This is a genomic window from Mesorhizobium sp. M1396 (assembly GCF_040317725.1).
Lineage (GTDB): Bacteria > Pseudomonadota > Alphaproteobacteria > Rhizobiales > Rhizobiaceae > Mesorhizobium.
Genome location: NZ_JAMYLA010000036.1, coordinates 36,629 through 56,594 on the forward strand (window position 1 = coordinate 36,629; position 19,966 = coordinate 56,594).

Below are 19,966 nucleotides of genomic sequence, written 5' to 3' on the forward strand. Positions count from 1 at the left end.
GAGGTTGAGGTTTCCTGCAAATCTGCCGAGCTTTTCGCTCGCTTCCTCAGGCGTCACTGTGTCGATGTCGAGCAACACGTCGGCGACACCGATCCGCTTGGCTACTTCCTTGGTCTTGAACTCATAGGCGATTGGCAGCACCGGCGTGCCGACACAAAGCGACATGATCATCATGTGCATACGCGTGGCGACCACGAAGTCGAACCCTTTCACCAGTGCCATCAACTGGTCCGGCGTGTGAAATGCAGCGTCTACGGTCACATGTTTGGCGATCTCCGGATCGAGTTCGGCGACGATCGCCCGTGCGGTCTTGGAATCGTCATGGGCGTATTCCGGCACCCCCTGACAAGTGGAGACGAAGGTCACCTCCTTGCCGTGGTCCCTGACGAGAATCGTCGCGATCTGGTGGATCGAATCGAGATAGCGGCGCATGCCACCTTCGCCGTCGCTGACATAGTTCCAGTGGCGGACGGAAATGGCGACGCGGCCCGTCGGCGCCGGCGGCGGACTGGAGGCTAGAATTTTCTCGATCCTGTCGGTTTCGGCCAGGGCAAAGACGGCATCGGCAACCACATGGCATTTGCCGAAATCCTTAACCAGATCCTGAATATGGTTTCTGGACCGTTCGTCACGCAGCAGGATGAGCGGGCTGCGGTCGAAGATCGGACTCAATTCCTGGCGGTTGTAACTTTTATTGAACGGGCCGAGCGATTGCGTGAAGAAGACCGGATCCTTGCCGAGCACGGCATCAAGCCGGAACTGATTGAGACGCCTCTCGAGATTGTAGTTCTCGACGAGATAGGTGCCGCCCGTCGTGACCACGAGATCGGCGCCAGTGTAGATATCGAGGCTGCGACGGTCACTCCGGCTGAAGAAAGTGCCAAGCGCGCTGCTCCCAAACCACCGCAGGGCCTGAAGGACAATTTTGTTGTAGATCGGTTTGATCCGGTTCTTCAGTCCATCGCCATTCTTGTACCTGAAAAGGGATTCCGACAGCAGCTTGTGAAATTCGAGGTCCGGATACTCCCTTTTCGGGTAGAGCCTCGCCGCGACCTCGGGCTGGCTGTCGAAGATGAAGAACTGCAGGTCGCTCCCGGCGACTGCCTTTAGGATGTGCCGGATCGCTAGGAGAATCGCTGCATCCCCGGTGTTCAGGCAGACTGTGTTTTCGACCACGATCTTCATGGAATTTACCTCATATCGTCAGCAGATTCCGCAGCTAGGCCAGCGGTGCTTAAGACGGGGGTGACCGAAAATGCTGCACGCCAGGACGATCCCGATGCGCTCCGCGTCACGATTAGGGCGCCGCACCAGGTCGGTGACCGCACGGTCCGAGTGGCACTAAAAGCAAGCCCGAGATTAACGCATCAATTTTGCAGTGCAACAGAAAACGTGGATCACTGCACCAAAAATGTTGCGATGCAGCAAGAGGTGTACTAGCATTCTTGTGGGTGGGCCAACAGCGGTCGAGTTTTCATGCTGCATGTCTTGTACCTTGTGCACGACGTTTCCGACCCGGCCGTGCGCCGAAGGATTACGATGCTCAAGGCAGGTGGGGCCCAGGTCACTTTGGCCGGCTTCCGTCGCACCACGAATCCGATTGCGGATGTCGAGGGATTGCGGCCGATCGACCTTGGCGCGACGCGTGATGGGCGATTCGGCCAGCGCCTCGCGGCGGTCGCCAAGGCGGCTCTATCGGTCGGCTCGAAGCTTGCCGGGGTGCCGAGGCCCGATCTCATCATCGCGCGCAACCTGGAAATGCTGGCGCTCGCCCGCCGCGCCAGTTCAGCCTTCGGTGCGTCGGTTCCGATCGTCTACGAGTGCCTCGACATTCATCGCCTTGTGCTGCGCAACGATGTCCTGGGCAAGGCGCTGCGCGCCACGGAACGCTTCCTGGCCAGGGACGTGAAGCTGCTAGTGACCAGTTCGCCTGCCTTCATCGCCAATTATTTCAAGCCGTTCGGCCAGGTCGCGGCACCCATCGAGCTGGTCGAAAACAAGTATTTCGAGGCCGCGGCGATCTTGCCTGGCGCCCCCGAGGCCTTGGAGAGTCCGCTCGGCCCGCCATGGCGGATCGGCTGGTTCGGCGCCTTGCGCTGCCGCCGTTCGCTCGAACTGCTGGCCGATTTCTCCCGCCGCATGGATGGACGCTTCGAGATCGTGCTGCGCGGCCGTCCGGCTTTGTCCGAATTCCCGGATTTCCATGGCTTCGTCGAAGCCGAGCCATGGCTGTCGTTTCGCGGGCCCTACCGCAACCCGGAGGACATGGCGGCGATTTATAACGACGTCCATTTTTCCTGGGCGATCGATTTCTTCGAGGCGGGGCAGAACTCCGAATGGCTTCTGCCCAACCGGCTCTATGAAGGCTGCCGTTTCGGCGCGGTGCCGATCTCGATGGGCAACACCGAGACCGGGCGATTCCTCAAACAGCAGGATATCGGCGTGCTCTTGCCGCAGGCTTCGCCCGAGGCGCTCGAAACCGCGCTCGGCAAGATGGAAGAGCATCTCTTCGCCAGGCTGAAGTCGCGCGTTCTGGCCCGCAACCCGAGGACCTGGAGCTACGATCGAAGCGATTGCCGGGCGCTCGTCGAGCGGTTGCGCGGCCTGACCGCCGTGCCCGGCTCCTTTGCAGCCGAGGCATTGGCATAGGATGGCCAGAGATGGACAGAGGCGGATGACGCAGACTGAAAAACCCTCATCCTGCCTGATCGTTATTCCGTGCTTGAACGAAGCCGCCCATATCGGCGCGCTGCTCGATCAATTGCGGCCCGCGGCCGCCAGGCTTGACGCCAGCATCATCGTCGCCGACGGCGGCAGCACCGACGGCACGCTGGCCATCGTCCAGGACATCGTTGCAAAGGACCAGCGCGTTATCCTGCTTCACAATGAGCGGCGCATCCAGAGTGCGGCGATCAATCTCGCCGTCGGCACGTTCGGTAAGGGTGCCGACTATCTCATCCGCATCGATGCGCATGGCGGCTATCCCGACGACTATTGCGACCGGCTGGTCGAGGAGGCATTGGCCACCGGCGCGGATTCGGTTGTGGTTTCGATGCTGACCAGCGGCAGCGGCACCGTGCAGAAGGCCGCCGCCGCGGCGCAGAATTCCAAGCTCGGCACCGGCGGCTCGAAGCATCGGCACCTTTCGGGAGGAGAGTGGATCGACCACGGCCATCACGCGCTGATGCGGATATCGGCCTTCGGGGCGGTCGGCGGTTATGACGAGACGTTCAGCCACAATGAGGACGCAGAGCTTGACTACCGCCTTCGTCAGGCCGGCTACAAGATCTGGATGAGCGGCAAGACGCAGATGGTGTACTATCCGCGCGCCTCGCTCATCGGCCTCTATTTCCAGTATCTCGGCTACGGTCGCGGCCGCGCCAAGAACGTGCTGAAGCACCGCGTCATCCCGAAGGTCCGGCAGATGGTGCCGCTGCTGGTGTTTCCGGTCGTGCTTCTGGCGGCCTTCTCTTTCGTGCATTGGCTGGCGGCGGTGCCGCTGCTGATCTGGGCGTCGGTATGCCTCGGCTACGGCATGTGGACGGCCATCCGCCAGCGCAATGCCGATATCGCGCTTGCCGGCGTCTCGGCGATGGTCATGCATCTTGGCTGGTCGGTCGGCTTCTGGCTGCAGCTTCTCGGCCTCGGGTCGCGGCGCGGGGTGGCGTGATGACGGCGCAGGCCAAGAACCGCGGCATCGACATCGGCGTCTGCACGTTCCGCCGACCGGAACTGGCTGACACGCTGCGCTCGCTCGACGCCATGGAGATTCCGGCGGGATTCGATGTCAGCATCGTCGTCGCCGACAATGACGACGCCCCGACCGCCCGTGATCTGGTGACGGCGCTGTCGCGGGAATTGACGGTGCCGATCCGCTATCAGCATGCCCCGGCGCGAAACATCTCGATCGCCCGCAACGCTTGCCTCGACGCCAGCACCGCAGATTTCGTCGCCTTCATCGATGACGACGAGACGGCCACGCCCGCATGGCTCGCCGAACTGGTCGCTATGGCTGAAGCAAGCGGTGCCGCCGCTGTGCTCGGCCCGGTCAGGGCGCACTATCGCCCGGATGCGCCGGACTGGATGCGGCGCGGCGATTTCCATTCGACCTTGCCCGTCTGGGTGCGCGGCGAGATCCAGACCGGCTACACCTGCAACGTTCTGCTGCGGATGGGATCGGACAGCCTGCGCGGCCGCCGCTTCAGCCTGGCGCGCGGCCAGACCGGCGGCGAGGACACCGAGTTCTTCGACCAGATGCACAAGGCCGGCGGCCGCATCGCTTTTGCGCCGGAAGCCTGGGTCGACGAGGTGGTGCCGCGCACAAGGGCGGCATTCGACTGGCTCGGCCGCCGCCGCTTTCGCGTCGGGCAGACGCATGGCCACCTGCTAGGGCGCAACGCGCGCGGCATCGGCCTGGTCAAGCAGGTCGGCCTGGCGTCGGCAAAGGCCATCTATTGCTTCGCCTCGGCACTTCCGGTCCTCATCAGTCCGGTTCGAAGGAACCGAAGCGTGCTACGCGGCATTATGCATGTCGGCGTCGTCAGCGGCCTTGTCGGCATCCGCGAAATCCGGCTCTACGGCCAGCCTTCGCCACAGGAGGGAGGCAATCGTGCAGCCTGATGTGAGCTTCGTGATTGCCGCCTATAACGCCGAGGCGACCCTCGACCGGGCGATCGCCAGCGCTATCGCCCAGAACAACGTCAGCGTCGAAATCATCGTCGTCGACGACCAGTCGCGCGACGCAACGCTCGATGTGGCGCGGGCCTATCCGCAGGATATCGTCCGCGTCGTCGCCCTTGCCAGCAATCGCGGCCCTGGCGGCGCCAGGAATGCGGGCCTCGACGCCGCCCGAGGCAGGTGGATCGCGGTTCTTGATTCCGACGACGCCGTCTTTCCCGATAGGCTCGCCGCCATGATCGCGCGTGCCGAGAGTGCAGGCGCCCAGATCGCCGTCGACAACCTCCAGGTCATTCGCGAGGACGGTGTCATCGAGGACGCGATGTTCCCGCGGCACTATCTGGAAGGCTTGCGCGAAATTTCGCTAGCCACCTACATCGCCGGCAACGTCCTCTTCGAATCGAAGTTCAATCTCGGCTATCTCAAGCCGATCTTCCAGCGCGAGTTCCTGAACGAGAACGGACTTCGCTATGATGAAAAACTGATCATCGGGGAAGACTACATCCTCCTGGCCAACGCCTTGGCCATGGGCGGCAAATGCGTCGTCGAACCTGATATCGGCTATGCCTACCATATCCGCAGCGGCTCCATCTCCCGCGTGCTCGAGCTTCACCATGTCGAAGCGATGCACAGGGCAGATGCGGTGTTCGCTCAAACTCATCAGATGGATGACGCCGCTCGGGCCGCGTTCGCCCGGCGCGGCCGCAGCCTGCGCAAGGCCGCTTCATTCCTGTCGATGGTTCAGCACATCAAGGCGCGGTCACCGCTCAAGGCGATCCTGACAGCGCTCGGCGACCCGGCGGCGGTCAGGCATATGGGCATGCCGATCGCCGTGCGGTTGCGAAGAATGGCGGCGCAGTTTGCCGTTGGGGTGGGCAGGTGAAGATGCAGGCACATGGAGGTTTTCGTGGCCTGTGAATGGACTGAAGTCGATCTCCTCAGAAGGAATTTGCGATGAAGAAAATCAGGAAGGCCGTGATACCGGTGGCGGGGCTTGGAACACGGTTCCTGCCGGCGACCAAATCGATGCCGAAGGAAATGCTTCCCGTCGTCGATAGGCCTGTCGTGCAATATGCGGTGGACGAGGCCTTCGAGGCGGGCATCGAGCACATCGTGTTCGTGACCGGTCGCAACAAGGCGGTAATCGAGGACTATTTCGACCTCCATCCGGAACTGATCGGAACCCTGGAACAGACCGGCAAGAAGGCGCAGTTGCAGTCGCTGGAAAGCCTTTTGCCGGTGGCCGGCGCCACCAGCTTCATCCGCCAGCAATCGCCGCAAGGCCTCGGCCATGCCGTCTGGTGCGCGCGCGAAGTCATCGGCAACGAGCCCTTCGCCTTGCTGCTGCCGGACATGGTCTCCTTTGGCGGGCGCGGATGCCTCGCCGAAACCGTCGACCTCTACGAGCGAACCGGCGGCAATGTCATCGCCGTCGAGCGTTGCGAACCGACCGAGACCAACAAATACGGCATTGTTGGCCGCGGCGCCGATATCGGCGGCGGCTTCGAGGTGACGGCGATGGTCGAAAAGCCGGCGCCGGCCAACGCGCCGTCGAACTTCTACATCAACGGCCGCTACATCCTGCAGCCCGAGATCTTCGCGCTTCTGGGCAATCAGCAGCGCGGCGCCGGCAACGAGATCCAGCTGACGGACGCAATGGTCCGTCTGTCGAAGGATCAGCCGTTCTTCGCCCAGCCTTTCAAGGGTCGCATGTTCGACTGCGGTTCCAAGGAAGGGTTCATCCAGGCCAACATCGCCTTCGCGCTGGCGCGCGACGACATGAAGGGCCCGGTTTTCGAGATGCTTCAGGAGTTCGTCCGGACGCATGAACGTCAGGAAGAAGCCGCATAATGCCCATGTTTCGGGAGCATTTTCAGATGGTGGATGGCGCGGGGCGATAGGCTTTGCGCTGTCTGGCACGAGGTTTGCGTCGTTTTGCGCAAACGCTCCCGATCTTGGCGGCGCCTGCAAGCCAGAGCATGATCCCGGAAAGTGGGTCCCGGTTTCCGGAAAAGATCATGTTCAAACAGTGAGATAGAGCCCATTGCGATCAATCGGAATGGGACCGGCTCTAGAATTGGACCGAAGATGAACTATGCCAACTTTCCTCTCGACAAGAGGATGCCATTGCCGAATTCAGACGCAGGAGACGGCGAAGACTTCATCGATATCGAGCGGCTGCTTGGCATGGCCGCACGGCAAGCCAAGGTGGTTGCCGTGTGCGCCATCATCGGTCTCATTCTTGGCGTGCTCTATCTGCAGACCACGCCGCCCAAATATCAGTCGGTCAGCAGCGTGCTGATCGACGAAGGCTTGAACAAGATCGTCGATGACATCTCAGCGGCATCGACAACCATGCAGACCGATTCCGCCATCCTGAGCCAGATCGAAATACTGAATTCGACGCGGCTTGCCGCCGTGGTGGTCGACAAGCTGAAGCTCGACCAGAACGATGCGTTCATGAATCCGCCCGTATCGGCTCTGGCCCAGGGCGTCGGTCTGGCCCGGAGCCTGATCCAGTATGTTCGCCCCAGCCCCGCCACGCCGGGCGTCGGTGACATCAGCAAGCTCGACCCCGCCGCCCGCGATGCGCTTATCGCCACGTCTCGTCGCGACTACGCGATCCTCAAGCTGCAGAATGAGGTCCAGGCGGAGCGCACCGGGCGAAGCTTCGTGATCACCATAGGTTATCAGGCAACGGATCCGGCCCTCGCAAACGCGGTCACCAAAGCCTATGCCGATGCCTATCTCGCCGATCAGCTCGATGCCAGCTTCGACGCCACCGAGCGGGCGGCGGTCTGGCTGCAGGGCCGTTTGACGGAATTGCGCCAGAGCTCGCAGGCGGCATCGCTCGCGGTCGAGAAATTCAGGGCCGAACATGGCTTGGCCGCCAACAGCGATGGTCAGCTGATGAGCGACAAGCAACTCTCCGATCTCAACGCCCAGCTCATCGTCGCGCAGGCCGACACCGCACGCGCCAGTGCCCGCTACCAGCAGTACAAGGCAATTGTCGAAAGCGGCTCCGACAACGCTTTCAAGGATGCCGCCATATCGAGTGACCAGCCGAGCAGCTCGGTCATCGCGGCGCTCAAGACCCGCTACCTCACGGTCTCCAAGCGGCTGCAGGACGTCGAGGCGAATTTCGGCCCCCAGCATCCGCAGGCGGTGGCGCTTACCAAGGAGAAGACCGACATATCGACGCAGATTTTCGGCGAACTGAAGCAGCTGACCGAAAGCTATCGCAACGAATATGAAGTGGCGCAGGCGCGCGAGACCGCGCTCAGGGCCAACGTCGCGGCCGCACAAGGCAAGAGCTCCGTTGACAACCAGACGCAGGTCAAGCTGCGTGAACTCGAACAGCAGGCGACGGCGCTCACCACGCTCTATCAGACATTCCTCGGCCGCTATGAGGAAGCCGCGCAGCAGCAATCCTTCCCGGTCGGCAAGATCCGCATCATCTCTGACGCCTCGATGCCGACCTCCGCGTCAAGCCCACGCACGATCATCGTGCTGGGACTTTCGCTGGTTCTTGGCATGCTGATGGGCGCCGGCTTCGGCGGCCTGAACGAGTTCAACGAACGGTTCTTCAGGACCGGCGAGGATGTACGCGACCGGGTCGGCCTGAAATTCCTCGGCTATCTGCCGATGATCGGCGGCAAACTCGGCAAGGAAGAAAAGCCGGGCGATACCCAGGTGGATGCCAAGACCGCCAAATCGCTGTCGGCCGCGGAAAAACGGGCGCGCATGCGGGTCAGCATCGATTCGCCTGCCTCGATGTTCTCCGAAACGCTGCGCAGCGCCAAGATTGCGTTCGACGTCGTGCTGGAAGGGCAAGGCAGCCGCGTCATCGGCATCATCTCGGTGCTTCCCGGCGAGGGCAAGTCGACGGTCGCGGCCAATCTCGCCGGCCTGCTTGCCGCCAATGGCGCCAAGACGTTGCTGATCGATGGTGACCTGCGCAACCCCGGCCTCAGCCGTGGCCTCGGCATGGAAGCCGAGCAGGGCTTGATGGAGGCGGTGGTCAACGGCCAGACCTGGCAGTCCGTCGGCAAGATCGACAGGCAGACGAAGCTGGCGATCATCCCGGCCGTGCTGCGCGGCAACTTCTCGCATACCAGCGAACTCCTCTCCTCCGCCGGCATGCGGCGCTTCATCGGGAACGCCAAGGAGACGTTCGAATACATCGTCGTCGATCTGCCGCCGCTTGGACCAGTGGTCGATGCCAAGGCCTTCGCGCCGCTGGTCGACGGTTTTCTGCTCGTCACCGAATGGGGGCGCACGCCGCGCGCCATGGTCAGGTCGATGCTGGAATCCGAACCGTATGTCGCCAACAAGATCGTCGGCGCGGTGCTGAACAAGGTCGATCTGAAGAAGCTGGCCAAATACGGATCGTTCGGCGGCTCGGAAAAGTTCTTCGATAAATACTCGACCTACTATCTGGAAAAATCGGAAGTACGAAGCAAGGCACCGGTCTGATTTGACCGCTGCCAGGGCAAGGCCGGCCGCGTTCATTGTGGCTGCACGTGACGTGGCGATGCGCTAACCGGAGCAGACGATTGGCTACGCGGCCTTGAGCCGGCAGCGGAAAAACGGTGTGGTCGAGCAGTAGCCGGATGCGTGGCTCGGCTTAGGTCGCCCCCAGCTTGCCGCGATCATCGTCGCGCCGATTGCCATCGACCGGAGATAGAGATAAGGCGCTCCGGCGCGGACCATCGCCACTCAAGCATCGCAGCCCCGACAAGCCAAGCCCTTCAGCGGCTCAAAGGCCGATCCCGCGCTCCTTCAGGGCGGCGGCGATCTCGTCGAGAATGACCGGGTCGTCGATGGTCGCCGGCATCGCCCATTCTTCCTTGTCGGCGATCTTCTGCATGGTGCCGCGCAGGATCTTGCCCGAGCGTGTCTTGGGCAGGCGCTTGATCGTCACCACCGTCTTGAAGGCGGCGACCGGGCCGATGCGTTCGCGCACCAGGCCGACCACCTCGGTCTCGATGAGGCCGATATCGCGCGTCACACCAGCATTCAGCACCACGAAGCCGAGCGGAACCTGCCCTTTCATGGCGTCGGCAATGCCGATGACCGCGCATTCGGCGACATCGGGATGCGCCGAAAGCACCTCTTCCATGGCGCCGGTCGACAGCCGGTGGCCGGCGACATTGATGATGTCGTCGGTGCGGGCCATGACGTAGAGATAGCCGTCCTCGTCGACCATGCCGGCATCCGCCGTTTTGTAGAAGCCGGGGAACTCGTCGAGATAGGCTTGGCGGAACCGTTGATCGGCGTTCCACAGCGTCGGCAGGCAGCCGGCCGGCAGCGGCAGCTTGACCACCACATTGCCCAGCGTGCCGCGCGGCACTTCGTGGCCCGCATCGTCGAGCACGCGGATATCGTAGCCGGGCATCGGCACGCCCGGTGAGCCGTATTTCACCGGCAGAAGGCCGAGGCCGGCGGGATTGATCGTCATCGGCGAGCCGGTCTCGGTCTGCCACCAGTGGTCGACCACCGGCACGTTAAGCTTCTGCTCCGCCCATTTGATGGTTTCCGGGTCGGCGCGCTCGCCGGCGAGGAACAGCGTGCGGAATTTCGACAAATCGTGTTTCGCGATGAACTCGCCCTTCGGGTCCTGACCCTTGATGGCGCGGAACGCGGTCGGCGCGGTGAAAAGTGCGACGACGCCATGCTCCGATATCACCCGCCAGTAGGTGCCGGCATCGGGCGTGCCGACAGGCTTGCCCTCGAACAGGATGCTGGTGCAGCCATGCAGCAGCGGCCCGTAGACGATATAGGAATGGCCGACCACCCAGCCGACATCGGATGCCGCCCAGAACACCTCGCCCGGGTTGACGCCGAACTCGTTTTCCATCGTCCATTTCAGCGCGACCATGTGGCCGCCATTGTCGCGCACGATGCCCTTGGGCTGGCCGGTCGTGCCCGATGTGTAGATGATGTAGAGCGGATCGGTGGCAAACACCGGCACGCAATCGATATTGGCGCCCGCTGCTCGTTCGCGGGCGACGGCATCGGCGTAGTCGATGTCGAAATGCTCCCTCAGTTCGCAGCGCAGTTGGTCGCGCTGCAGGATCAGGCAGGCGTCCGGCTTGTGGCGGGAGATCTCGATCGCCTTGTCGAGCAGCGGCTTGTAGGCGACGACGCGGCCCGGCTCCAGGCCGCAGGAGGCGGAAATGATCAGCTTCGGCCTGGCGTCGTCGATGCGGGTGGCGAGCTCATGCGAGGCAAAGCCGCCGAACACCACCGAATGCACCGCGCCGATGCGGGCACAGGCCAGCATGGCGATGGCCGCCTCGGCCACCATCGGCATGTAGATGATGACGCGGTCGCCCTTGCGAATGCCGCGGTTCTTCAGCACCGAGGTGAGTGCGACCACCTCGCGTTTGAGTTCGGCATAGGTGAATTTCTTGACCGTGCCGGTGATGGCGCTGTCATGGATCAGCGCGATCTGGTCGGCGCGTCCGCCCGCCACATGGCGGTCGATGGCGTTGTAGCAGGTGTTGCAGGTGGCGCCGGTGAACCATCGGCCATAGACCCCGGCAGTGGCGTCGAACACCTTGTCGTAGGGCGAATACCAGTCGATGGCGCCGGCCGCGTCAGCCCAGAATTGCTCCGGGTCGCGTTTCCAGCCGTCATAGACCTCGTGATAGCGTGAAGCCATAAGGCCCTCCCCAGGAACGATTTTCTTCCCTCCAGATAGCGCGCTCTAACCTTGGCCGCAAATGTACGCCATTGTGCTGACGACATCGACCTGGTGCTTGGGGGCAAGCTGCTATGAAATTGCGATATGGGATTGGAGCCGCGGTGTTTGCCAGGCGATCCTTGCTTCCATCCTTCCTGGGTGTCGTGCTCGCGATCTCCACCGGAGCCGCTCAGGCCGGCGACGCCGCGGCACGGCGTATCATCGGTTTTTCGCCCGACGGTGTCTATTTCGCCTTCGAGCAATATGGAACGCTCGATGCCGGCGCCTCGGACTCCGGCTGGTCGGAGATCGACATCATCGACACGCGCACCGATGAATTCGTCGGCAAGCCGATCCTCGTCGTCGACGCGTCGGAGGAGGCGACGCTGACCCTGGAACAGGCGAGGGCGCAGGCCGCCGTCAGGGCGGCGCCCGTTCTTGCCAGATATGCCATCGCATCGCGCGGCGATCAGACAGCTTCCGATGAGTTCACCTTTCCAGGTGAGATGATTGCCTACAACGACATTTCCCGCCTCGAACAGGTGTCGCAGAAGTGGCTGGCGCCGCTCTATGGCGAAACGGATATTTCGACCATCCAGCTCGACCAGATCCTGGCGGCCAGCACGGGCGATTGTTCGGCGAGTTTCGATGCGGCGCGGCAAGGCGATACATCCGGCAAGGCGCTCGGCTTCCGGCTGACGCTGCAAGGGCAAGACGGCAAGCCGTTCAAGATCCTGCACGAGGACAAGGCCGTGCCGGGCTCAAGAAACTGCCCGACCTCCTACAGCCTGTCGGAATCCTACGAATTCACCCCGGCCGGCAAGCCGGCGGTGATCGTCGTGCTGGTACAGCGTTTCAGCCAGGGTTTTGAGGGGCGTGATCGCCGCTTCCTCGCCGTGACCGGGCAACCGCGCTGACACGACGGCCCAAAGTTGCCCTGTCGATGACTATTGATTGTTCTAGATAGGCAGGGCCACAAGCATGAGACCAATGCCGCCGGCGATCAAAATTGCCGTCGCCAGCGCTTTTCTGTGACGTTCGAAGCTCGTCGGAGCCCGCTCCCAATTGTAACCCATACGCTATCTCCCCAAGACCCAGGCAGGCTTTACCTTACTCCAGGGAAGAAAAGCAACGGCCGAGCTGGTCGGTTCCCTTGCCTGTGCCTCGCCTTGGCGTCGATTTCTGGGACGATTCCGGCCGGGAGCAGGCCGCGGATGCGATTTCGCGACCGGGACGAGGATCTGTCGGAACGCAAAACCGCGGCTGCCCGCCGCCGGTCTCCATGATCGGCTGATAGACAGCGTTCCATCGCCGCGCTATCTGAAATCCGGGGTTTTTGCATGGCTTGGTGGGGTTGGTGATGGAAATTGCCTCTGGAACGGTTCTGCGGCTGGCGGAAGACGCTTCGGTCCAGCATGTCGGCGATGGCGCAGTCGTGCTTTTGGCGCGCAGCGGCCAGCTTTACACATGCAACGGCACGACCGAAGCCTTCCTCGACAAGGTGGACGGCGCGCGCAACCTCGACCAGATCGTCGACCTGCTTTGCGGGGAGTTCGAGGTCGACAAGGGGACGCTCGATCAGGATATGGCGGCACTGGCCACCGATCTGATCGAGGAAGGTATCCTCGCCGCGCCGGGTGCTTGATGGCTAAAGATACGCGCCTGATGGCCGACGGTCCGCTCATGCGCGCCTTGTTTCGCTGCCATCTCTGGGTAAGCGCGCGGCTGATGCCGGTCCTGGTCGCCAACCGCAGCTTCGAGGACGTGCTCAAATGGGCGCCGCTCACCTCGTCGACGCCCTATCGCGGCTTGCCGTCCGCTTACATCGTCGCCAGAGTCAACCGCACCGTCCGCCATCCCTGGCTGATGCGCGACGGCAGGTGTCTGAGAGAGGGTCTGCTCGGTCATCGTTTCCTGCGCCTTGCCGGCTTCGATCCGGACCTGCGCTTCGGCGTTGATCCCCAGTCGATGCAGGCGCCACGCATGTCGGCGCATTGCTGGGTCTGCCTCGACGGCAGGCCGGTGGTCAGCGACAGCCTTCCCGGCATGGTCGAGATCTACCGTCACCATGCCGATGCCACGAAGGTGCGTCCCGCTTGACCAGACCTTCAGCGTGCTACGCCCTCAACGGCCAGATTCTCGGCATATCGGCCGAGCGCACCGAGCTGTGGCGGGATTTCGACAGGATGTTCGCCGGCCTGCGTATCGCCGAACCCGTCGAGCCGGGCTTTCGCCTTGATATCACCGAGACCGACACCTTGGATGAGACACCCCACGGATCCCTCGTTTTCGATGGTGAGGTCCCGGAGGATGGCCACTGCCGGATGATCGAGGCCGGCGCCACCATCCATCTCGTCTTTCCCGAACGTCTCACCGTCTCGATCGAGAGCGACGAGGGTTGGGCCGAGCTCCGGGTGCGCCCCGGCACGAAAGTCGCCTGGACGGCCTGGATGCTGGTGCTCGACGCCGCGCTCGACGCTGGCGGCCAGCATATGCTGCATACCGCGGGCCTGACACTGCCGGAACATGATGCGGTGGTGCTGATCCATGCCCCGAGCGGCACCGGCAAGACCACGACGTCGCTGGCTCTGGCAACGCAGGGCTTTGGCCTCTGCTCCGACGACGCCATGATCGTGAATGTCGCTTCAAGCAAGGTCGTGGCCTGGGGCTTGCCGCGCGCCGTCAAGATCCACCGGAAGACGGCGCAGATGATTCCGCGGGTGGCGCCATGCCTCGGCCAGACGTGGGATCGCAACGGCGAACAGCCGGTCTCGCTTGAAAGGCTGGCCGGGATCGTGCGGGTCGAAAACGCGTCCGCCCGGCCGGTAGCGGCCCTTCTGCACTTGGCGCGCTCCGCCGACAGCCAGACCCGGCTCGTCGCCATGGCCAGGACCGACGCAATGGTGGCGCTGGCAGTGGACAATGTCCGCACGGGCATGACCGGGCTGCTGCCAATGCAAAAACGCCGGTTGGCGACCATCGCCGGGCTGGTCAATTCGGTGCCGACCTTCCGGTTGGAGGTGGGCGCGCACCCGGCCGACGCGGCGGCGCTGATCAGCTCTACCCCGGATTGACGTCAAGTCAGGCAAGCTGTGGCCTGGCCTTGGCCAGCCGCTGGATCCATCGGAAGGCGTCGCGGCGCAGGCGCGAACCAAGCTTGTCCCTGGAATTGACGCCGAGCAGCGTGTTCGTGGTGATCAACCGTCTGGCCAATCGTATCGAGAGATCGGGCTTGATGCGGCCGGCGAGTTCAAGCGCGCGGGTCTCCTCGAACAGTTCGCCGGTCACATTGAGCACAACAGCCAATTCGAGCTCGATGCCGGTCATGCGGGCAGCGTCGAACAGGCGCGCTTCCGCTTCCGCCGACTGCAACGCCCGCACCCCTTGCAGCACGTCGACGCAAAGCTGCAGCCGGTGGAATTTGTGGCCGCCGGCGGCATGCACGATGGCAATCGTCAAAAGCGCCGCCGGCGTGTCCGTCGCCTCGCCGTCGATGGCGCGCAATTCAGGGAAACCCAGCGACAGGCGCCGCCGCATGCCGGTGTCATGCACCAGATCGCCATGCAGTTCGACCAGCAGGCTCGAATTCTCCCTTTCCAGCCATTTGAACTCCTGCAGCTCGTAGGATTGCGCCTCGTTGCTGCCAAGCTCGAAGCCGCATGCCGCGATCACCCGGTTTGCCCGCGCCAGATTGGCCGGCTCGACCAGTATGTCGATGTCGGTGAACGGCCTGTCGGCGACGTTGCGGTAGAGCTTTCGCGCGAAGACCGGCCCCTTGACGATCCGCGCCGGAACGTTGTCCGCCGCCAGCCCCTTCATGATGCGGTCGCCATGGTACCGCAGCAGCATCGACTGGCCGGTGGCGATCGTCGCCTTCTGGCGCAGATCCTCCAGTCTGTCCCGCAGCCCCTGATCCGGTGGCAGCCGCGCGTCGCCGCTGAGCTTGCGCAGCATGATCGGCAGGACACCATGGAACTCGGCATTGTCGAGCAGCGCCGTCAGGGACTTTGCCGGCAAATTATCGGCGTCGAAGGCCGACGCTTCCGGATCGGCGTAGCGCAGCAGCAGCTTTTCTTCGGGTGGCGTGAGAGATGGCAGCATCAACCCGGACAATGTTGCGGCTAAAGGGATTGTCCAGGATGGTTGCAGAAAAGCGGAGTGGAAGCCAGCGTTACATGCCCCATCGCAGTGCCGCCGTGCGCACCGGCGCATCCCAGAATGCCGTCGTCTCGTCGTCGAGCATGGTGAGTGTGATCGAGCAGCCGGCCATGTCGAGCGAGGTGACGTAGGAGCCGACCAGCGAACGGGTCACCGTCACGCCGTGCTTCTCGAAAATCGCCCGCGCGCTGTTGTACATCAGATAGAGTTCCATCAGCGGCGTGCCGCCGAAGCCATTGACGAACAGCAGCGCCGGGCCTTTCGCCCCGTCGCCGAGATCGCCCAGGATCGCGGCACAAATCTCCTGCGCGATAGCATCGGCGCTTTTCAACGCATCGCGCCGGCGGCCGGGCTCGCCATGGATGCCGACGCCGAATTCCATCTCGCCGTTGCCGATGTCGAAAGTCGGCTTGCCCGCCGCCGGAACGGTGCAACTGGTCAGCGCCACGCCCATGGAGCGGGTGGCAGCGTTGACGCGGTCGCCCACTGCCTTCAACGACGCCAGCGCCAGGCCATGTTCGGCCGCCGCGCCGACGATCTTTTCCACCACCAACGTGCCGGCGACACCACGCCGGCCGGTCGTATAAGAAGAATTCTCGACGGCGACATCGTCATTGGTCACGACCTGCTGGATGCCTTCCGACATCTCTGCCGCCATGTCGAAGTTCATCACGTCACCCTCGTAGTTCTTGACGATGAACAGGCAGCCGGCGCCGGTGTCGACGGCTTCCGCCGCCGCCAGCATCTGGTCCGGTGTCGGCGAGGTGAACACCTGGCCGGGGCAGGCGGCGTCCAGCATGCCGTGACCGACAAAGCCGCCATGCAGCGGCTCGTGACCGGAGCCGCCGCCGGAGATCAGCGCCACCTTGCCCGGCCGCAAGGTCTTGCGGCGGATGAATTTATGCTCGTCGCCCAGCACCAGGATGTCGGCATGGGCGGCAACGAAACCGTCGAGGCTTTCGGTCAGCACCGTGTCCACCGAATTCATGAATTTCTTCACGGCCGTCTCCTCCCGAAATAGGCGTGACATCGAAGCAATTCCAGGAAAAGTGTGTAACGGTTTTCCGTCCGGAATTGCGTACAAACTCCAAGGGGTCAGCCACCCTTGCCGGTGATGCTGGTGATCTTCTGGATGAAATCGTTGACAGCCCTGTCGAGCGCGGCGTTCTGCTTGTCGTCGCCGAAATCCGGCACGATCAATGAAACATGCCGCGTCTTGCGCATGCCTGCCGCGACCGACATTTTTCCCGGATGCGCCTGATGATAGGCTGCGAGAAACTGATCGCGCTCTGCCGGGCTGAAATGGCACACCGAAAATATAGCCGGCAAATGTTTTGACGGGATCGGGATCGAATAGGCCGGGCTCGAAATCTGCGTGACGAAGCTGCGATGCTTGCCGAGCGCGTCGGCGAGGCGCTGGCGCATACCGGACGGCCGCTGGTCGATGACGTGCGACAGGATCGTCTTGTAGGCGCGGATTGCCTCTTCGGAACCGGGTTCGGGCTTCTTGTCGATCATGCCAGCCGCGCCTAGACCGAAATATCGGCGATGGCCGCCTTGGCCATGGCGAGTTGCGCCGGCGCGACGGAAAGATCGCGCAGGCCGGCCTCGAGCAGCGACGGGATCGAGGCGGGATCGCCGCCGGCATCGCCGCACAGGCTGACCGGAATCTTTTCACGCTGGCCGAACGCGGTCACGGCAGCGATCAGCCGCAGCACGGCCGGATGACGGACCGAATTGAGATGTGCCACGGCGGCGTTGTCGCGGGCCGCAGCCATGACATATTGGGTGAGATCGTTGGAGCCGATCGAGAAGAAGGCGGCCTCGGCAAAGGCTTCCGGCACGATCGCCACCGAAGGCACCTCGACCATGATGCCGAGCGGCGGCATCCTGTGCGCGATGCCGCGCGCGGCAAGTGCTGCCTGTTCCTCGGCGAACATCGCCGCTGCCTGCCTGTATTCCACAATAACGGCGATCATCGGGAACATCACCTTCAGACTGCCGTGCACGGCGGCGCGCAACAGCGCACGAATCTGTACACGAAAAACCTCCGGTCTTGCCAGCGACAGCCTGATGCCGCGCAGGCCAAGAAACGGGTTGCTCTCCTCGACGGTGAAGCCCGGAACCGGCTTGTCGCCGCCGGCATCGACGGTACGGATCGTCACTGGCTTGCCGCCGGCCCACTCCAGCACCTTGCGGTAGGCGCGATATTGCGTCTCCTCATCCGGAAGCGTCCTGCCGAACAGGAATTCGGTGCGCATCAGGCCGACACCGTCGCAGGTGGCGATGTCGATGCCGTCGACTTCGGACGGGTCGGCGATGTTGACCTGCACGCGCACCACCGTGCCGTTCTTGGTCACCGCCGGCCGTGCCAGGAACGTTCCAGCCCGGTCGCGGCGCATCGAGAACGACGACGACGATTGGCGAAAGGCGGCGATATCGTCCTTGGAGGGTGACAGCACGATGCCGCCATGTTCGGCGTCGAGCAGGGCGATGCCCGCAAGGTGAGCCGGCGAAGCGCCCAGCCCGACTACCATGGGAATGCCGCGCGAGCGCGCCAGCATGGCGACGTGGCTGGCGGTGCTGCCCGCCTTCAGCGCGATGCCGCCGCCGCTGCTCCAGTCGGTTTCGAGAAAGCGCGTCGGCGCGATGTCATCGCCATAGAGAATGGCGCCGGCCGGTGCCTGGATGTCGCCATCCTCGGTCAGCGCCCGGAGCACCTGGTCCCTGATGTCGCGTATGTCGGCGGCACGCGCGCGGAAATAGTCCTGGTCTGAGGCATCGTAGCCGGCGATCTCGGCATCCAGTGCCTGTCGCCACGCCACATCGGCGGGTTGACCAGTCCCGATCGCGGCAAAGGCCGGGCTGCTCAGCGCATCGTCTTCCAGCATGGCGATTTGAAATTCAAGAATATCGGCGGCGTCGCCGTCGGCGGTTTGGATCAATGCGGTGAGACGAGCGGCCGCACTGGCGATTGCGCTCTCAAGCGCGGCCTTCTCTTCGGCGGCTGTGGCCTTGCCGACATAGGATGCGGCAATCCGGTCGAGATCGAACAGCGGCCCCTCGGCATAGCCGGCCGAGGCCGAAATGCCTTGCAGCCTAAGCGGTCCGAACATGGTCCGTGCCTTCGTCGAAATCGCGGCGCACCAGTTCGACCAGCGCGTCGACGGCATCATTGGCGCCGTCGCCGATCGCCCTGATGTGCAGCAGCGTGCCTTTCGGCGCCTTGGCCGCCATCACCTTGACGATGCTCTTGGCGTCGAACCATGGCCCGTTGGCGGCCAGCGCTATTTCCACCTCGGCGGCAAAAGTCTTGGCCAGCTTGGTGAACTTCACCGAAGGACGCGCGTGCAGGCCCACCTCGTGGGTGATCACAACGGTCGCTTCGGCTGCTGCGGACATGTCGTCAAGCTTCCCGTTCACTCACGACGGCGACAATTCATGTGCCGTCGCCACCACTTCTTTCAGCGAGGCGCCGCCGGAGGCCTCTGTTGCCGCCATGACCGCGCCCTCGACGATCGGCGCGTTGCACACGATGATCTTTTGCGACCGTGGCTCGCCGATCATCTCCACCGCCATTTCTGAGTTCGTCTCGGCGCCTCCGAGATCGACCAGGATGGCGACACCGGCTTCCGACCAGGCCTTGTCGATGGCGCCCATGATCGCCTCGACATTGGTTCCGAGCCCGCCATGGCCGTTTCCGCCGCACCATGCAAGCGGCACTTCGTCGCCCACCATCTGCCGCACCATGTCGGCCGTGCCCTCGGCGACCAGCGGCGAATGCGAGACGATGACGATGCCGACATTGCTCATGGCTGACCTTCCAGCGTTTCGACGATCGTGCGCACCAGAAGCGCGGTCGAACGCGCGCCGGGATCCATATGGCCGATCGAGCGGTCGCCGAGGAACGAGGCGCGGCCACGCAGGGCCTTCATTGACACGGTCGCCTTAGCCGCGGCGTCGGCGAAGTCAGCGATTTCCGATCCAGTCTTTCCCTCGACCAGCGCGTCATGCACCGGCTGCAGCACGTCGAGCATGGTTTTTTGCCCAACCTGCGACTTGCCACGCGCGGCCACCGCTTCGATCGCCTTGCCAAAAGCCGCCGTCAGATCGGCACGGTCGGGCGCCGCCGAAATCTCCTTGCCGAGCGCCAGGAACAGGGTGCCGAACAGCGGACCGGAGGCGCCACCGACCGTCATCACCAGCTTGGTGCCGATCGCCTTCAGGGCCTCGGGCAATGGCTTGGCAGCAAACGCTTCGGCCTCGGCCCGCACCGCCTCGAAGCCGCGCTTCATGTTCAGCCCGTGGTCGCCGTCGCCGATCGCCTGGTCGAGCGCCGTCAACTCTTCGGCGTGAGCGGCAATCGCATCCGCGGCGGCCGCGATCAACCCGGCAAGGTTCAGCGCCGCCATGTCACTCGCATTCCTGGTTTCCACCTTTCCG

General features: G+C 63.4%; 18 protein-coding genes and 1 pseudogene. 10 read left to right on the plus strand and 9 right to left on the minus strand.

The window, feature by feature from the left end; genetic code table 11:
- Nucleotides 1-135 precede the first annotated feature (135 nt).
- Nucleotides 136-1,185: pseudogene (locus NKH02_RS22425) on the minus strand (polysaccharide pyruvyl transferase family protein); the annotation flags it as partial.
- A gap of 291 nt (nt 1,186-1,476) precedes the next feature.
- Between NKH02_RS22425 and NKH02_RS22430 the strand changes: the two are divergent.
- The 6 genes from NKH02_RS22430 (at nt 1,477) to NKH02_RS22455 (ending at nt 9,153) form a co-directional block, all read left to right on the plus strand.
- The gene (locus NKH02_RS22430; RefSeq protein WP_352881545.1) at nt 1,477-2,649 is read left to right on the plus strand and encodes a glycosyltransferase; all 1,173 of its coding nucleotides are present in this window, start codon (nt 1,477-1,479) and stop codon (nt 2,647-2,649) included.
- Nucleotides 2,650-2,674: 25 nt separating this feature from the next.
- The gene (locus tag NKH02_RS22435; RefSeq protein WP_352881548.1) at nt 2,675-3,670 is read left to right on the plus strand and encodes a glycosyltransferase family 2 protein; all 996 of its coding nucleotides are present in this window, start codon (nt 2,675-2,677) and stop codon (nt 3,668-3,670) included.
- On the plus strand, nt 3,670-4,620 hold the full coding sequence (locus NKH02_RS22440) for a glycosyltransferase family 2 protein (RefSeq protein ID WP_352869064.1): 951 nt from the start codon (nt 3,670-3,672) through the stop codon (nt 4,618-4,620). Before NKH02_RS22435 ends, NKH02_RS22440 begins: the two co-directional genes overlap by 1 nt.
- Nucleotides 4,610-5,560 carry a glycosyltransferase family 2 protein gene (locus tag NKH02_RS22445; protein WP_352869061.1) on the plus strand — a complete coding sequence of 317 codons (951 nt, stop codon included), beginning with the start codon at nt 4,610-4,612 and terminating at the stop codon, nt 5,558-5,560. The genes NKH02_RS22440 and NKH02_RS22445 overlap by 11 nt, the downstream gene beginning before the upstream one ends.
- A 71-nt stretch (nt 5,561-5,631) precedes the next feature.
- Nucleotides 5,632-6,528 (plus strand): UTP--glucose-1-phosphate uridylyltransferase, encoded by an 897-nt coding sequence (locus NKH02_RS22450; protein ID WP_352881550.1) that lies wholly within the window; start codon nt 5,632-5,634, stop codon nt 6,526-6,528.
- Between the two features lie 237 nt (nt 6,529-6,765).
- Nucleotides 6,766-9,153: a polysaccharide biosynthesis tyrosine autokinase gene (locus NKH02_RS22455; RefSeq protein ID WP_352881552.1), complete on the plus strand. Its 2,388-nt coding sequence runs from the start codon at nt 6,766-6,768 to the stop codon at nt 9,151-9,153.
- A gap of 283 nt (nt 9,154-9,436) precedes the next feature.
- Here the strand turns inward: NKH02_RS22455 and NKH02_RS22460 are convergent, their stop codons facing one another.
- Nucleotides 9,437-11,344: a propionyl-CoA synthetase gene (locus tag NKH02_RS22460; RefSeq protein ID WP_352881554.1), complete on the minus strand. Its 1,908-nt coding sequence runs from the start codon at nt 11,342-11,344 to the stop codon at nt 9,437-9,439.
- 161 nt (nt 11,345-11,505) lie between these two features.
- On the opposite strand from NKH02_RS22460, the gene NKH02_RS22465 reads away from it, so the two are divergent.
- From NKH02_RS22465 to NKH02_RS22480, 4 genes are all read left to right on the plus strand, one after another.
- Entirely contained in the window at nt 11,506-12,282 is a 777-nt protein-coding gene (locus tag NKH02_RS22465; protein WP_352881557.1) for a DUF2259 domain-containing protein, read from the plus strand.
- A 443-nt stretch (nt 12,283-12,725) separates the two neighbouring features.
- Entirely contained in the window at nt 12,726-13,010 is a 285-nt protein-coding gene (locus NKH02_RS22470) for a PqqD family protein (protein ID WP_352881558.1), read from the plus strand.
- 20 nt (nt 13,011-13,030) lie between these two features.
- Nucleotides 13,031-13,465, plus strand: a complete 435-nt coding sequence (locus NKH02_RS22475) for a lasso peptide biosynthesis B2 protein (RefSeq protein ID WP_352881581.1) — start codon at nt 13,031-13,033, stop codon at nt 13,463-13,465.
- An 86-nt stretch (nt 13,466-13,551) separates the two neighbouring features.
- Nucleotides 13,552-14,439: a phosphoenolpyruvate carboxykinase (ATP) gene (locus NKH02_RS22480; RefSeq protein WP_352881561.1), complete on the plus strand. Its 888-nt coding sequence runs from the start codon at nt 13,552-13,554 to the stop codon at nt 14,437-14,439.
- Between the two features lie 7 nt (nt 14,440-14,446).
- Here the strand turns inward: NKH02_RS22480 and NKH02_RS22485 are convergent, their stop codons facing one another.
- The 7 genes from NKH02_RS22485 to dhaL all read right to left on the minus strand — a co-directional run bounded on the left by NKH02_RS22485 (nt 14,447) and on the right by dhaL (nt 19,935).
- Entirely contained in the window at nt 14,447-15,466 is a 1,020-nt protein-coding gene (locus tag NKH02_RS22485) for a nucleotidyltransferase family protein (RefSeq protein WP_352881563.1), read from the minus strand.
- 70 nt (nt 15,467-15,536) lie between these two features.
- Entirely contained in the window at nt 15,537-16,523 is a 987-nt protein-coding gene (dhaK, locus tag NKH02_RS22490; protein WP_352881564.1) for a dihydroxyacetone kinase subunit DhaK, read from the minus strand.
- Nucleotides 16,524-16,618: 95 nt separating this feature from the next.
- Nucleotides 16,619-17,041 (minus strand): hypothetical protein, encoded by a 423-nt coding sequence (locus NKH02_RS22495; protein ID WP_352881567.1) that lies wholly within the window; start codon nt 17,039-17,041, stop codon nt 16,619-16,621.
- Nucleotides 17,042-17,052: 11 nt separating this feature from the next.
- A complete protein-coding gene (gene ptsP / locus NKH02_RS22500; protein ID WP_352881570.1) occupies nt 17,053-18,639 on the minus strand; it encodes a phosphoenolpyruvate--protein phosphotransferase in 1,587 nt (528 codons plus the stop codon).
- On the minus strand, nt 18,623-18,925 hold the full coding sequence (locus NKH02_RS22505; RefSeq protein WP_352881572.1) for an HPr family phosphocarrier protein: 303 nt from the start codon (nt 18,923-18,925) through the stop codon (nt 18,623-18,625). Before NKH02_RS22505 ends, ptsP begins: the two co-directional genes overlap by 17 nt.
- 21 nt (nt 18,926-18,946) lie before the next feature.
- On the minus strand, nt 18,947-19,336 hold the full coding sequence (gene dhaM / locus NKH02_RS22510; RefSeq protein WP_027040441.1) for a dihydroxyacetone kinase phosphoryl donor subunit DhaM: 390 nt from the start codon (nt 19,334-19,336) through the stop codon (nt 18,947-18,949).
- On the minus strand, nt 19,333-19,935 hold the full coding sequence (dhaL, locus tag NKH02_RS22515; protein ID WP_352869023.1) for a dihydroxyacetone kinase subunit DhaL: 603 nt from the start codon (nt 19,933-19,935) through the stop codon (nt 19,333-19,335). The genes dhaM and dhaL overlap by 4 nt, the downstream gene beginning before the upstream one ends.
- Between the last annotated feature and the right edge of the window lie 31 nt (nt 19,936-19,966).

Bases quoted from the DNA above. Each gene is read 5' to 3' on its own strand.
- NKH02_RS22430 (WP_352881545.1), top strand. From the start codon at position 1,477: ATGCTGCATGTCTTGTACCTTGTGCACGACGTTTCCGACCCGGCCGTG.
- NKH02_RS22435 (WP_352881548.1), top strand. From the start codon at position 2,675: ATGACGCAGACTGAAAAACCCTCATCCTGCCTGATCGTTATTCCGTGC.
- NKH02_RS22440 (WP_352869064.1), top strand. From the start codon at position 3,670: ATGACGGCGCAGGCCAAGAACCGCGGCATCGACATCGGCGTCTGCACG.
- NKH02_RS22450 (WP_352881550.1), top strand. From the start codon at position 5,632: ATGAAGAAAATCAGGAAGGCCGTGATACCGGTGGCGGGGCTTGGAACA.
- NKH02_RS22455 (WP_352881552.1), top strand. From the start codon at position 6,766: ATGAACTATGCCAACTTTCCTCTCGACAAGAGGATGCCATTGCCGAAT.
- NKH02_RS22460 (WP_352881554.1), bottom strand. From the start codon at position 11,344: ATGGCTTCACGCTATCACGAGGTCTATGACGGCTGGAAACGCGACCCG.
- NKH02_RS22470 (WP_352881558.1), top strand. From the start codon at position 12,726: ATGGAAATTGCCTCTGGAACGGTTCTGCGGCTGGCGGAAGACGCTTCG.
- NKH02_RS22475 (WP_352881581.1), top strand. From the start codon at position 13,031: ATGGCCGACGGTCCGCTCATGCGCGCCTTGTTTCGCTGCCATCTCTGG.
- NKH02_RS22480 (WP_352881561.1), top strand. From the start codon at position 13,552: ATGTTCGCCGGCCTGCGTATCGCCGAACCCGTCGAGCCGGGCTTTCGC.
- NKH02_RS22485 (WP_352881563.1), bottom strand. From the start codon at position 15,466: ATGCTGCCATCTCTCACGCCACCCGAAGAAAAGCTGCTGCTGCGCTAC.
- NKH02_RS22495 (WP_352881567.1), bottom strand. From the start codon at position 17,041: ATGATCGACAAGAAGCCCGAACCCGGTTCCGAAGAGGCAATCCGCGCC.
- ptsP (WP_352881570.1), bottom strand. From the start codon at position 18,639: ATGTTCGGACCGCTTAGGCTGCAAGGCATTTCGGCCTCGGCCGGCTAT.
- NKH02_RS22505 (WP_352881572.1), bottom strand. From the start codon at position 18,925: ATGTCCGCAGCAGCCGAAGCGACCGTTGTGATCACCCACGAGGTGGGC.
- dhaM (WP_027040441.1), bottom strand. From the start codon at position 19,336: ATGAGCAATGTCGGCATCGTCATCGTCTCGCATTCGCCGCTGGTCGCC.
- dhaL (WP_352869023.1), bottom strand. From the start codon at position 19,935: ATGGCGGCGCTGAACCTTGCCGGGTTGATCGCGGCCGCCGCGGATGCG.